Raw genomic sequence first — 14470 nt, 5'->3', positions numbered from 1 at the left:
ATGACAGCCCGTCTTCTTTTCTCGCCCGCAATCGCCTTTTTGGTGGGGATGCTTGCCATGCCCCTGACTGGTGCAGCGCAAACCATGCCACACCAGTCGCCCAACCAATCGGTGGGCACCGTGAACTGCGCCAGCAGCACATGCCACGGCAGCATTGCCGAGCGCACAGCCACCCCTGTTTTACAAAATGAATACACCACTTGGTTGCGGCAAGACCCACACACCCAAGCCTATGCGGTGCTGAAAAACGCGCAATCCCAACGCATTGCAAAAAACCTGGGCCTTGCCCAACCTGCACACGAAGCCAAAGTGTGCCTGGATTGCCACAGCCACAATGTGCCTGCCAGCAAACAAGGCCCCCGCTTTGACAAGAGCGATGGCGTGAACTGCGAGGCCTGCCATGGCCCTGCCGAAAAGTGGATTAAAACCCACGTCGAGCCGAAAGCCACCCATGCCAAGAACATTGAAAATGGCCTTTACCCCACCAGCGACCCCTATGCGGTTGCAAAATTGTGCACCAGCTGCCATGTGGGTGATTCCAGCCGCCCGATCACCCACCAAATCATGGGTGCGGGCCACCCGCGCATTTCAATCGAAGTTGAAACATTCATGGCGCTGGAGCCACCCCATTACCGCATTGATGATGACTGGCGAGAACGCAAAGGTGCATTCGACACCGGAAAAATATGGGCGATGGGCCAGTTCGCCACCAGCGCAAACCTGCTGGAATTAATTGCTGACCCCAAGCGGAATCGCCAAGGCATTGTGCCGGAACTCATGATGTTCGACTGCCACGCCTGCCATTCACCCATGAGCAAGAAAGACTGGAGCAAAGACCTGGCACTGACCCCTGGCCAGCCACGCATCAACAATGCCAGCCTGATCATGGTTCAGGCCGTGGTTCGGGCCGCAGCACCCGCGCAAGAACCTGCCTTGAGAGGTCTGATTGAGCAGCTTCACATTCAAAGCACATCGCCAGCGGCCAGCATGCAAGAGATTGAACGCATTGCGCGAAGCCTGAACAGCGAGCTAAACAGGGTCCGATCTGTTGTGCAGAAGGTGTCATTCACTGAACCCATTATGGAAAAACTTTTGAAAGAATTGGTAACCATGGCCGCGAGCAACCAATACCCCGATTACGCCAGTGCTGAACAGGCCTACATGTCCATTAGCAGTGTAGCCAACGGCCTTGCAAACAAAGGCAATTCGCAACTGGCCAGTGCCGTGAATGCACGCATGGATCGCCTGCTGAAGTTATTGAACAATGACGAACGATATGACCGCAAACAATTCCAGACCGAACTGCTGGCCTTGAAAGCCGCGGTGGGGGGTTAAACACATGTCCGACACGACCACGCGCATTACGCCAACCCCCATGTTCAGCGATCTGTCAGCTGATCTGGATATTGCAATTGTTGGCTCTGGCCCAGCGGGCCTGTCTGCCGCTGCGCGTGCGCAACAACTGGGTTGCAAATACGCGTTATTCGAATCAGAGAAACACGCATCGGACACCATTTACAAGTACCAAAAGGGCAAGCATGTGATGGCTGAGCCCGGCTTTTTGCCGCTTCGCAGTGGCATGTCATTTGATGCGGGCAAACGCGAAAGTGTTTTGGGCACCTGGGATTCTCAGCTGCTTGATCAAAAAATCAATATTCAATACAAGAAAACAGTCAGCAAAATAATCAGGCTCAATGATGGTGCCGGCCCTTTTGAATTGACCTGTGAAGACGGCACTACAACCACAGCCCGCACAGTGATTCTGGGCATTGGTCTACAGGGAAATATTCGAAAGATTGGCACCGCGGGCGACGACCTTCCCAATGTTCAATACACCTTGGCTGATCCTGATGAGTTCAACAATGAAACCATCATTGTGATTGGGGCTGGTGATGCCGCCATTGAAAACGCACTGGCCTTGATGAAAAACAACAAGGTGGTGCTAATCAACCGCAAAGATGAATTTGCCCGGTGTAAAGAAGGCAACCTGAATCAGATTCTTGCAGCAGACAGGAACGAAGACCTGCGCATTTTCTACAACACGAGTACGAGTGCGATCGAAGAAATACCGGAGGCCAAAGACGGCGAGCCCACCCTGAACTACCGCTACAAAGGCCCGGAAGGCGAGCAAGCCATGCCCGTGCACCGAATCATTGCCCGCTTGGGGGCGACACCGCCCCGTGGCCTGGTAGAAAGTTTCGGGGTGACCTTTCCCAACAGCGATCCCAATGCAGTGCCTGCGCTTAGCGAAACTTATGAATCCAACGTACCCGGCCTGTTTATTGTAGGTGCCCTGGGCGGCTACCCTTTGATCAAGCAAGCGATGAACCAGGGCCATGAAGTGGTCGACTCGATCATGGGCCTGCCTGTGGTACCTGCAGACGAACCACTGCTCGCTGAGAAATTCATGCCCTTGGGTAATATTTCTGTCTCGGCCGTGCTTGACATGATTCTGGACAACGTTCCCCTGTTCAACCAGATGACCCGCCTTCAACTGCGTGAATTCATGCTGGAATCAACGCTGCACCAACCCAAGAAAGGCTCTGTCATCTTTCACAAAGGCGACTACACCAGTACTTTCTTTACAATTGTGCAAGGTAGCGTGGGCATTGAATTGGTGAACAAGGAAGGCAAGCCTTTTATCCTGAATCTCGACAAAGGCAATTATTTTGGCGAAATGGGCCTGATCTCCGGGCGACGCCGCACGGCCACGGTCTATGCAGGAGAAAACTGCGTATTGATCGAAACACCCCGCAAAGCGATGTTGAAGTTGATTGCCTCGGTGGATGCGGTGCGCCGAACCATCGACGAAACGTTCGTGCGTCGCGCCCTGTCCACGCACCTTGCCCCACAGCTAGAGCCTCAGGAAATCGAACAACTGATTGCATCGGGCATCAGTGTGACCCGCTACGTGCGGGGTGAAAAACTGTTCAGTGAAGGTGATAAAACCGACGGCTTGCACCTGATCCGACGCGGATCGGTGTCGGTGTCCAAATTGCTGGATGATCAGGATTCAGTGCTTTCTTATGTATCCGCAGGCAGCTATGTCGGTGAAATTGATCTGGTCAATGGCACAGACCGCCAAACCACCTGCACCGCCACGGTACTGACTGAAGTGCTTTTGATTCAAGCCGACGCGGTCATCGATGTATTGAGCAAAAACAGCAACTGGAAAAAAGCGCTGCAGGCCAAGATTGGCAAGCGCGTGCACGACGCTATTTTCCGGGAAAGCACGGCGAAACGCGAAAGCGATCTGATTCATTTTTTGATGAAGCAAGGTTTGGGTGACGCAACCAACGCCTTGGTTATCGATGAAAATTTGTGCGTGCACTGTGACAATTGCGAGCGTGCGTGTGCAGAAACCCACGATGGGATACCCCGCCTGGATCGCGACGCGGGGCCCACCTTCCAGAACATTCATCTGGCGCATTCCTGTCGACACTGTGAACAGCCGCACTGCATGAAAGACTGCCCACCCGATGCCATTCGCCGCAATGAAAAAGGCGAGGTAATGATTGCAGACACCTGCATTGGTTGTGGGAACTGTGCCAAAAACTGCCCATACAACGCGATTGAATTGCGCGTAAAACCGCCCCCCAGAAAAACTGGCTTGTTGTCTTGGTTGCTGTTCGGTTCGGGCGGCCCCTTGGGCGAACGCCCTGTGAAGTACGACGCCAACGCCATCAAGAAAGCGTACAAGTGTGACTTGTGCCATGGCAAAGAAGGCGGCCCGGCCTGTGTTCGCGCGTGCCCAACCGGCGCTGCGTTCCGGATTTCACCCGAGGTGTATTTGAACCAGCAAAACGAACTGATCTAAGCTGAATCAGTTCGTTTTACTTGGTGTCGAACTGGGTTACACCATTCCAGTTTTCAGGGGGTGGTGTTTCTTTGAAGTACGCAATGCGTGCGGCATACAAGTCGTAAAGTACATTGAACTCCGGTGAATGGCCGTGCCATTCATCCAGGCTTTGCAGCGCAGCGTCCCATTGTTGCGCCTTGAATTGCGTCAACATGGTCTCCCACACACGCAAACCGGTTAATTGCTGCTCTGTCACGGCGCTGTGCTCGCCCAAGGGGGCATAAATGAATACGGGCTCATTCTTGCCTTTTACCTTCACAGCATCCAACTCTTGAAAAACCATGCCAGAAACAGCTGCTTTGGTTTGCGGGCCTACGATAACGCCCACACCATAGGTTTTGGTGATGCCTTCAAGTCGAGAGCCCAGGTTCACTGCGTCGCCCATCACAGTGTACGCACGGCGAATTTTAGAGCCCATGTCGCCCACACGCATTTGACCGGTGTTTACACCCACCCCAATGGCCAGTGTGGGCCAGTTGCGCGCCAAGAGCCGTTCGTTTAAACGCACGGCTTCCTCCTGCATGGCAATGGCGGCTTTGGTGGCCAACTCCGCATGCTCTGCATCGGCAATGGGTGCCCCCCAAAATGCCATGATGGCGTCACCAATGTACTTGTCCAAAGTGCCACGATGGGAACGAATGATTTCAGACATCACCGTGAGGTACTCATTGATGTACTCACGCAATTCATTGGGCTTGAGTGACTCTGAAATGGTGGTGAAACCACGCACATCGGAAAACAGCACGGTGAGTTCGCGGCTTTCGCCTTCCATGGAATAGCGTGTGGGATCCGATGCCATTTCAGACACCAACTCAGGGGCCACGTACTCTCCAAACAAATCCACCATTTGCCGTTTACTGCGCGATTCAGCCAAATAACCATAGGCCACGTCAAACACAAAAATCGCCAATACCAACAACAGCACAACCGCCACAGGCAACACAAGGCCTGCCTGAAAGTACAACACTGAATTGATGGCCACGCTGGCCACCAACACCGCAAACGCAACCAACAGCGACCAGGTGGCGTTGAGAATCGGCATCATTACACTGAGCACCACACCGACAGCCAGCACGGTGATGAAAAGCAAACCTTGGGAATACTCGGGGCGAAGCTTGTAGATGCCGTCGAGCATGCCGCTGATGACATTGGCATGGACCTCTACCCCCGGGTAGGCCGGGTTCACGGGCGTGCTTCGCAAATCGAGCAGACCAGGTGCGGTGGTTCCAACCAGTACAATTCGACCTTCGATATCCTCGGGTTTTAGTACTCCCGCAAGTACATCGGCCGCCGAGACATAACGATAGCCGCCCGCATTGGGACCGCCCTTGGCGCGAAAATGCACGCGCGTCAACAAACCGCGTTCTACAGGAATGTCCAATTCAACTTCTGGAGACCTGAGCGCTATTAATTCAACTGCGCCATAGTCATCGGGTACACCTTCCGGAAATACCGGAATCACCTGTGGGTTACCCAGCGCGCGTCGAAGTGTACCCAAGGCAAAACTTTGGTAATAAGCTTCGTTGAATTGGGCCAGCAGCGGAATGGAACGCACTGTGCCGTCCTCATCCACGATTGGATTGAAATAGCCGCCTTCGGCAGTCTTTTGCAGAATCGGAATATTGCCACCGTATCCCTGCCAAGCTGTACTGTCCAGAGTCAGTTCACCCAATTGACTTTTTTTAAACAAGGCGGGTGGAAGTGCTCCAGACAATGCGGTCGCATCCTGATTCAGGTAATACCCCAACACCACTGGGCGATCGGTCAGGACTTTCGCCAGTTGCGCATCACGATCAAATTCGGCAGTAATTTGCCCTTCCAAACCTAGCAACTCACTTTTTAAGGCGGGTTTGCTTTCAAGAATGGACCCAAGCGCCAACAATGCATCACTTTGCTGAGGCTCGGCAAACACAATGTCGAACCCCACTGCAGCTGCACCCAGCCTGTCGGTCAATTCAAGCACCAATTTCGCCACGACATCTCGCGACCAAGGCCAGCGCCCCACTTCACCCAGGCTTTTCTCATCAATGTCGACAATCACAATGCGCGGATCAAGCTCGGGCTTTTGTGCCTCGGCCCGAAGCCGCACGTCGTAAACCAGATAATCGAGACGCTTCACCACATCGCTGGGCGCAAAACCCAACACATGCAGCAAGGCTATGGCGGTAAATGAAAAGCCCACGCCAATGCGAAAAGCCTTGCCTGCGATTCTTCGCCAGGACTTCTTGAATGTACTCACGCCTTGACTACCCTTATGGTGCGCACTGAGGTGCAGAGAAAGGCGGCGAAGACAGGGTAATGTCTTCAACGATAATGTCAGGCGGCGCAGTCAACAACTGAGGTGGCAAATTGGTTGACGTTTGCACAAAAGCACCCTCGCCCCGATTGACTTCCAGCGGAGTTTGATTGGAGTTCGTGATCACGATCACACCATCATTCACAGCCACATAAAGCTGTGCTCCACCTTCAGAGTCAGCGCCCTGCTGCAAGGACTGCACTGGCGTGGACGACAAGGATTCAAAATTCGCGGGTGTTGTCTCGGGCAATGGTCCGGCATTGGGTACATTACCCAACACATTGGGCAATGAATTGATGACCTGAATTTTCACATTGCCAGCAGGAATGATTGCAGACTGCCCGGCATTAATCACGGAATTCATGTCACCCGAGGTCACAACAATTTGCCCGTTGCGGAGCTCAACAGTGAGGTTGGCGCCGCCAGAACACACAATCAGTCCGCCTGCAGCTGAAGTGCACGAGATATCAACTGCAGTGCCCCGAATACCCACCGTTGCGGTTTCTGTGAAAAACTTCACATTGTTGGGTTCTGCCTTGGCGATTGCGCCCGTAACGGCGCGTACCGCACCCTTCAACAACTTGAACGATGCCACTGATGTTTGGGGCGAAGCGGGTGCATAACGATAAGCCGCCACCTGCATGGAGCTACCCCCCGGCAAGGTCAAACGGGTGGAATCTGCCATGCTGAGCACGGCATAACCACCCTCAGGAACATCCACCGTTTCGCCAGCAAACACCGCAGCGCCCTTTTGCAGGGGACGGCGTTTTCCATTTGACGAGATGGCGAACAACTCGCCGGTCAATTGCGACACGCGTCCTGCTACATCTGAGGTGGAGGTGTTCGTCACAGTGGCTTTCTCAGACTCACCCTTGGCAAGGCGATTACACTCGTTGCCATTGCAAATTCGAGCAGAGAAATCGGTGCCTCGAATACCAATGGTTGCAGTTTCGCTTTTCAGTGCAAATGCATCTGCACTGCCCCGCTTGCCGATCAAACCGGTCAAGGTACGCAACCCCCCTTTCACCAGTTTAAATTCTGCCTTGTCGGCTATCGGCTGTTCGGGCTGATACTCGTAGTTTTCAACCACAAAGCGCGTGTTGGGCCGCAAGGCCACTTGCGTGGTGTCGACAAATTCAAGCACCGCCGTACTTTTGGCCTGCGTATTAATGACATCGCCCACGTTCAGTTTGGTCCCTGCACTGGCGAATTTATTTTTGCCTTCGGCAGTTTGCAAATTCACCAAACCAGTCACCACTTTGATGCTACCGACGATCGCCTTGGCTGGTTGATTGCTTGCTGAAGCGCCTGCAGGTGCCAGGTCTTTCGATTGAATATTCTGGGCCAAGGCAGGGTTGGTACCCGCGAAGGTGAAGGCGAAAAGTCCAAGGGCCAATAATTTATGCATGTTGTAGGTCCTCATTTGCACACTGCCGAAGCACGCTGTGGATCACTTTGTGTGGTCTTCAACTCAATGTCATTGGACTGCTGTGAAATGGTTGTACCTCCGGTATTCTGATTTGCCACTGTCACAGCCTGCTCCTCTTGCTGAGTGGTCGAAGAGCGGCTGGAGCTTGTCGACGTTGTTGAGGTAGACGTTGAGGTCGGAGTAAACGCCTGATTCAAATTCTGCCCCACTGAGGAGTCCGAGGTGCCTGTTGTTTGAGTCAAGGTGGTCGGACTTGTGGTTGAACCTGGTTCGGACACAGGAGGTGGCGAACTGAGCGCAACAGTCGTGGTACTCATCTGCTGAATCTGGTTCACACTTGCCACAGTTGGAGACGAGAAGGTGTAAGCAGAACTGGCAGGGGCATTCGAGACGCTGCCGAAACTTCCGTTGATGGCATTGGCTTCCAGAAACGCGTATTGGCTGCCAGCAGTCAAAGTGCCTCCGGAAATATCAATCAGGTTCAATTGACCTGCCAGGTTGGCATTGCCTTGAACAATAATGCAGTCAAAATCAGTGCCTTTTACGCCGCCGTCGCTGGCTATCTCAATATCAATGACACTGGTTGAGTCCAGGTTCAAATCACCGCTGACTGTCATCAAACCAGGAGAAGCACCAGGAACAATTCGGCCGCCTTGTGCGTTCAAGTTGCCATTGATGCTTGCAAAGCCCCGCAAGGCACCGCCGTTGATATTGACATTGCCATTCAACACGGCGCCAGGTTGCACATTGAGATTGCCAGCGGTCTGAACATAACCACCGCTGCCAAAGGAGAACTGGCCTGCATTGAAGGTTAAGTTACCGCTGTTGAAAAAGCCCGCTGTGCCCGACGATGCCAAGCCATTGAGAACATACGAGCCAGTGTTGCTGATGGAGCCACTGTTCATGATGTTGTTCTGGATCAGACTGCCTGAGCTGTTGCTCAGGATCAGGTTACCGCTGTTGCTCAGCGTGCCCGTACCGGAAAGCAATCCACTGTAGGTGTAATTGCCTTGCAGTTCAAACAAACCATTATTCTCAATGTTGTTGGTAATTGTCTCGTTGGTTTGATTGGGTCCCAAGCGCACAGTTGAAGAAACACCATTGACAATGCGTCGACCACTTTGCAGATCAGCCGCAGTCACAATGTTCAAGCCCATCATGAACCGAATCTCGTCGATGCTCTGAAATACATACCGCAAACCACTGAGATCGGTTCCAGCGGCGAACGCGACCCCACTGTTGGCCAAAGTGGGGCTGGGCGAGCCGAGCGAGGTCAGTACCATGCCCGAGTAGGCTACAGCCTGGTTCACATCAAACTTCACACAGAAATCAAACACCGAGCAGGTGAATCCGTCTGTCAGCGAATCAGGCGTACCGTCAATTACAAAAGACGGATTTGAAAAACCGGACAACACGGTAGTAACAGGCGTGGAGAATCCATCAAAGTCCTCGTACTCGGCAATCGCCACGGCCTCGGGTGTTAGCTGACCCACCAGGAACACAGGGCGCTGTGGCGCTGGCGTGTTTCCATAGAACAGGCTGAGTGCCGGTGGCAAACTGGCAGCGTTACCGGTCACATTGAGCGTGATTCCACTGCCCACATTCAGGGTCATGGAATCAGGAATTGAATCCACCGCCATTGGGTCGTAGGCGCGACGACCAGCAAGAATCAGGTTGCCCTGCGTACCCGAGCTAATGGTGGCGGTGCCATTCAAATTCGCTACACCTTCGGCATTGGATTCCACAATCAGGAAAGAGTCGCCGCCCATGTTGATGTTGGCACCATTCAGTACCGCAGGTGTGACAGGGGCACCATTTTCATCTTGAGAGGCGAGCAGAACGACGCCCGTAGGCGATACATTGATGGTTGTGGTTACTTCGGTGTTGCGAAGTTCCAGGAAGCCATCTGGCGCAATGTTGATTGAATTGGAAGTGCCCGCGCTGGTGAGCAAGCCACCAGTGACCACCAAGTCTTCAGCAACCAGAATACTGCCCTTGGAAAGCGGCGCAGAAGTTGCTGCATTGGCGGCGTTAACGGCACTGTTGTCCCACACCCCCTCTGCCGCCAATCGACCGCCATTTGTACGGTTTACACCATACAGGTCTGCAGAAACGAAGTTGCCAGACAAGGCGATCAATGAGTTCGTGCCGTTTACATTCAGACTCCCGTCTGTGGTCGAAATATTTTTACCCTCAAGACGCACACGGCCCGAATTCACGGTTAGCGAACCATTGAAATCCAAGTCAACAACAGATTCGAAATCAGAGTTCTGCGTCTCGGAAAACTGAATTTCCCCGATCCTTAAGGAACGTCCGTCACCACCAGCATTCACCTGAATGTTGGCCGATTCGATCACCATGGTGCTAATTGGAGTCGACACGCTGACTTCCGAGTTGAAGTCAAAATTCTCAGTATCGGTTTGAATCGAGTTCAAGAATCCGTTGACCTCGATGGTGACCGGCGCATCCAGGCGACCGTCCAGGCCGGTGATGTCAACAATTGCGCCACCAAAGGGTGAGCTTGAAAAACTTGCCGCTTGAAGGGGGGGTTCTGAGTGAATGATGTCATCGGTAGCCGCCCCGTTCATGACAATGCGAGCACCCTGCTGGGCAACGAATTGCCCTTGTGTGGTCGAAATATAAGCGCCTTCCTGCTTGGCCAGAACCATTGGTGTAGAGCCAGAGGAAGTGAATGCTCTCCCCAACTCAAGATAGGATCCCGCCGACAAATTGATTCGTGAATTGGCACCCATACCGAGCGCCTGAAAACTTGCATTTGCAAAGCCCGGGGCAAAGTTGATGCTTCCATTCAAATCGGTGTCAATCGCGCTCAACGAAGCAGAAGAACCGAATTCATTGGACATCAAATTGAAGGTTCCATCCAGCACTGCCTTTTGGTAGGACATGCTGGCACCCACCAGGTTAATCGTGCTTCCCGTTCCTGCCGCAAGGTCGCCAATTTCGTAAAAACCGAATGGCGAGCTGCTGCTGCCAGAGTTGCTTAGAAAGTTCAGGGTGCCCGCATTGGTATCAATCTCGAAAATCTCGTTGAATCCACCATTGAAGTTCACGGTGCCGCTTGAAACCAGCCTGTTCAACATGGTATTTGGATTCAAATCAAATGAGAATTCTGGATCAAACCGAGTGAATGTAGACACAGTGCTGCCAGCGTCCACGGTCAGGCTGTTGGCATCCATAAAGTTGTATTGCAGATTGCCTTGAATGGGCGCGGGCAAATCGAAATTGTCTACACCGACTCGAATGTCGGTTGCAGGCGTGAATTCATCAGAAAAAAAGCTGAGATTGTTCACCATCAAATTGGCGCCCAACACGTTCAACTTGACTGTTTTGACAGGATCAACATTCAAGCTTTGCTCGGTCATTGGATCTGTGGCTACCGCACTGGTGACATAGATCTGATTCAGCAGCAATGGTTGAGACGTGTTGGCACTGTTCATGCCCGAAAGCAAATTCACACCATCCAGCGGCAATTGCCCAAGTGTATTGGTGGGCAATGTATTGCCGACATCGTAAGGGGACAGAATCAAGCTGCCGGAATTGCCCAAATACAGTGGTGCATCGATATACACAGGCTTTGCAATGTCATAACTCAAGTGCAAATCAAACCCGTCGAATGCAAGTTGTCCGGGGTTTAAACCAACAGCCGAATCAATGTTGATTTCACCCTTGGCTTCAAGAAACAGCAAAGGATTCACGCCCGTAGTTTGTGAGAAATTCTGACTGATCAGAATGGGTGCAGAGATGGTTAAGTTGCCGTCTCCGGGTTGTGTCCCCGATGTGTAAATTTGAACAAAACCGTTGTTCTCAAGGCCACTCACCACGGTGCTGTTCAGCAAAAAGGACTCGGTTGGCGAGAAGGTCGAACTAATGTCGTCTGTCGAGAAAAACGGGCTTTGTTGCCCAGGTTCCAGGTTGAAACCACCTTCCGGAATTTGATCCACAATCGTCAGGTTGGCCGGGTCGATGAGCCACTGCCCGGCCTCACCATTTGCCGCAGAAGTATTGGCCGCTACATTCACCGCCAGGCTTTGTTTGCCCGAGGTTTCTACCCGACCGCCGTTACCACCCAATGCGCCGCCTTTGGCTTGCACCTCGGAATCAACCACAGTGTGTCCATCGGCCCACACCACCACTTCACCACCGTTGCCGTTGGCAGTGGCATTCGCAGAAATTCGGGTATTGGCCTGCACCACGGTTTGTTGCGCATTGGCAAGACTGGCGTCTTGCCCTTTCCAGCCACCACCCACATGCACTGTACCGCCACCCGTGGCGCCATCTGCGGAAATTCGGGCCCCTTCCAGCACAGCAACTCGCTGACCGGTGATATCGATTTCACCACCTTGGCCGCTGCTGCCTTCGGCAAGCAGCTGACCGCCCACCAACGCATCGCCTTGGGCGATGAATCGAATCACGCCGCCCTCGCCAACCTGCGCGCCAGTGGCTTCAACCACGCCACTGTTTTTCACCAAATGCGAAAACAGGGAGGCGTTTTTGCTGATGATTTGCCCCAGGTTCACCACCTTGTCGCCCTCTTTCGCGGCAACTGTGAGGCCAATCGTGGGGTGCCTCATGTCAACAATCGTGACACTGTGCCCCGCCGCCAACAACACCTCACCATCAGCATGAATAATGCCGCTATTTTCAATACTGGGGGCCAACAAAACAATGGAGCCGCCGGAGTGCGTGGTCAGCGAACCTTGATTCACAATATTGCCGGCGGTGCCTGTGGAGTCGTTGAAACGCAAATGCCCGTTTAACAAATCAGTGTTCGAGGCCGCCAAGGTGCTGGCCAAAAACCCGGCTGTATCAACCACTGCGCCCTGCCCAAAAAACACGCCGGCCGGGTTGATCAAAAACACCTGCCCATTGCTTTGAAGGGTGCCAAGAATTTGGGAAACATCGCCACCTGTGACTCGGTTAAACACCTGGCTGGCTGTATTTTGCTGAATAAACTGTGTGGTTTGCCCCACGTCAATATTGAACTGTTGCCAATTCAGAATGGCACCCGGCGTATTGGTAATTTGCATCAGGTTACCAATGGTTTGCGCGGTGGCCTGCCCTGCAGCCACCGACATTCCAGTGGGGTTGGCATACGCCGAACTTGCAATGGCCATTGCCACGCCCAAAGCCACTGCCTTGCGACGAAACCGGGTATTTGAACTGCCGCTTGAAAGACGATTGGATTTCATGGTGTCTTTCCTTACAGGGAAGTGGCAAAAGTGACGTGCAACATCACGTCACCATGCGGTTGAATGGGTAAGCCCGACACAACTTTGGCCAGGTCAACTCGGAATTGGTGTTTGGGGGAGAATGCAAAACGGACGCCGACACCGTAGGACATCAAGTGCGGCTCAACCGGCGACCCAAACACCGGGTTGTTGAATTTCAATTGGGCAGCATCTACGAAGCCCACGAACTGCAATCGTTCAAACAGTGTTCCAAATGTTTTATTGATATTCGGCCCCATCAACTCGAGAGACTGGCGAAGGCCGCGGTCTGCGGAAACAACGCGTTCCTCGAAACCACGCACCGAGTAAACACCACCAGCACCAAACTGCTCACCAGGGATCAATGAGTAGTCGGTGTGCTGCGCATCCAGCTGCGCGGTCAAACGCCAACCTGGCATGACCTGTTCAGACCAGCTTGCATTGGCGCGAATAACGTCAAAATTGGCTTCGGCTGCAGGGTTGGTCATGCTGTATTGCGCAGTTGAATTATTTCCGCCGGTCACATAATTCTTGAAATAGCCAATTTGAAAAGCCCGCTGGCGAGAATCCTGCGCCTCGGTCAGGGAATACGACACGCCCACAGGCCGACTTTCCAGTTCAGGCACCAGGCTTGGGCCAAAACCATTGAGTTGCACCTGACTGACAAATTCTTTGATTTCATGAGAAAAAGTGAGTCGCGCGTCAAACCCCGCCAAGCGATCCAGTAATTTCACCCAACGAATGGCCACGGTGGTACCCGCACCCGCCACCGACACGGAACTGGCAGATGGGCCAGACCCCACACTCAAATTGCCCGCATCGACGTTGGAATCGCTGTAAGCCATTTCCAGCATGGAATCCAGGGAATAGAACGGCACCTTGTAATTCAAGCCGAAGACTTCAACATCCGACCACCGCCCAGGCGAGGTCACGTATTGAAACGAGGCCATGTGGCCTTTGTTGAATGCATTGTTGTGTTGCAGGGCCAGGCCCATGCGAAAGTCACCGGTGGCATTGGTGCCTGAATTGTCGAGTGTTAAATAAGCTGCCAAGGGATTTTGATCAGACACCTGTACTTTGGCATCCACCAAGCCGGGCTTGTCGCTGGGTTCAAGGCGAACACGTACAATTTTTGCCGGATTGTCATTGATCAGACGCAGGTTTTTGTCCATGTCGACGGTGTTGATCAGGGCACCGGGCTGCAACACCACCAAACTTTGCTGAATGGATTCTGCGGTGAAATGATCATTGCCAGCCACGGTCACCACATCGAGTCGGGCATCCACAATTTGCAGCTTGAGCTTTTCTCCCGGCGTAATTTCTTGCTCAGGAATGAGCACACGAACAACCTCATAGCCCGCCTCGGCGTGTAGTTGCTCCACCGCCACGGTGGCCGCTCGTAAATCAGTAAAGGTGATTTCTCTTCCTGAAAAACCCTGCAATATCGACATCACTTGATCGCGCGGCACCAATTCTGGGCCCAACACCTCAAAACCGGAAAGCTGGAAGCTGGGTTCCTGATATTTGTCGCTGCTGGACTTCGAATTGGCTGTGCTTTCAGGCAAGGGTTGTGCATTCGCGAACTGCAAATGCGAATTGACCAACAGCACCACTGCACAGGCGACTGCGGATAGTTTGAATTTCATAGAATTGTTGTG

Annotated in this window: 6 protein-coding genes; 2 read left to right on the top strand and 4 right to left on the bottom strand. The window is 53.0% G+C overall.

Features of this window, described 5'->3' with window-relative positions:
• A complete protein-coding gene (locus ACVL1J_RS14010; RefSeq protein WP_491665429.1) occupies positions 1-1335 on the top strand; it encodes a multiheme c-type cytochrome in 1335 nt (444 codons plus the stop codon).
• Positions 1336-1339: 4 nt separating this feature from the next.
• Positions 1340-3817, top strand: coding sequence for a cyclic nucleotide-binding domain-containing protein (locus ACVL1J_RS14005; RefSeq protein WP_341238141.1), 2478 nt, complete (start codon positions 1340-1342; stop codon positions 3815-3817).
• Positions 3818-3833: 16 nt separating this feature from the next.
• Here ACVL1J_RS14005 and ACVL1J_RS14000 read toward each other — a convergent pair whose 3' ends face one another.
• From ACVL1J_RS14000 to ACVL1J_RS13985, 4 genes are read right to left on the bottom strand one after another with little or no spacing between them, the layout of a single operon-like run.
• The gene (locus ACVL1J_RS14000) at positions 3834-6098 is read right to left on the bottom strand and encodes a CHASE2 domain-containing protein (RefSeq protein WP_341238142.1); all 2265 of its coding nucleotides are present in this window, start codon (positions 6096-6098) and stop codon (positions 3834-3836) included.
• A gap of 13 nt (positions 6099-6111) precedes the next feature.
• The gene (locus ACVL1J_RS13995; RefSeq protein ID WP_341238143.1) at positions 6112-7563 is read right to left on the bottom strand and encodes a FecR family protein; all 1452 of its coding nucleotides are present in this window, start codon (positions 7561-7563) and stop codon (positions 6112-6114) included.
• Positions 7564-7574: 11 nt separating this feature from the next.
• Positions 7575-12794, bottom strand: coding sequence for a two-partner secretion domain-containing protein (locus tag ACVL1J_RS13990; RefSeq protein ID WP_491665428.1), 5220 nt, complete (start codon positions 12792-12794; stop codon positions 7575-7577).
• A gap of 11 nt (positions 12795-12805) precedes the next feature.
• Positions 12806-14458 (bottom strand): ShlB/FhaC/HecB family hemolysin secretion/activation protein, encoded by a 1653-nt coding sequence (locus ACVL1J_RS13985; RefSeq protein WP_341237466.1) that lies wholly within the window; start codon positions 14456-14458, stop codon positions 12806-12808.
• Positions 14459-14470: the final 12 nt, after the last annotated feature.

The organism is Limnobacter sp. G6BE5S (genome assembly GCF_058448965.1).
Note: the sequence above shows the minus strand (reverse complement) of the source record. Positions and strands in the feature narration are given on the sequence as shown.